Source organism: Vibrio sp. 1078-1, from assembly GCF_033340475.1.
This window is the reverse complement of record NZ_JAWOWM010000455.1, coordinates 1-650: the sequence shown is the minus strand read 5'-3', so window position 1 is coordinate 650 and position 650 is coordinate 1. Positions and strand designations below refer to the sequence as shown.

The 650-nt window shown below is 46.5% G+C and carries 1 protein-coding gene; it reads left to right on the top strand.

Translation table 11 applies throughout. The annotated features are described in order from the left end of the window. Positions 1-650, top strand: a 650-nt coding sequence (locus R7190_RS28160) for a Na+/H+ antiporter NhaC family protein (RefSeq protein ID WP_318137963.1), incomplete at both ends; no start/stop codon positions are given.

Genomic DNA, 650 nt, shown 5'->3' with positions numbered 1-650 from the left:
AACAGTCTTGCTGTAGGTGCGATTTCACGCCCAGTAACGGATCGCTTCTATGTATCTCGTGCGAAACTGGCTTACATCCTAGATTCAACCGCTGCACCTATGTGTGTCATCATGCCAGCTTCTAGTTGGGGTGCTTACATCATTACTATCATCGGCGGTATTTTAGTATCACACGGTATTACTGAGTATTCAGCGCTTGGGGCGTATGTGCGTCTTATCCCAATGAACTTCTACGCTGTATTTGCGCTGTTAATGGTGTTTGCAGTCGCGTGGTTTGGTCTAGATATCGGCAAGATGCGCGAGCATGAAATTGCAGCGTCTCAAGGTCGTGGTTTTGACAAAGACAAAGAGAACGACACTCAAGAAGCGCATGAGCTCAACGAAGAGTTGGACATTCGTGAGAGCGAAAAAGGTAAAGTCTCTGACTTAATCCTACCGATTGTTACGCTTATCATCGCGACAATTGCTTCGATGATGTACACCGGTGGTCAAGCGTTGGCTGCTGACGGTAAAGAGTTTGCATTGTTAGGTGCATTCGAGAATACCGATGTGGGTACGTCTCTTATTTACGGTAGCTTGCTTGGTTTGGCCGTTGCGCTGTTTACTGTTCTAAAACAAGGTCTACCACTGACTGAGATTACTCGTACACT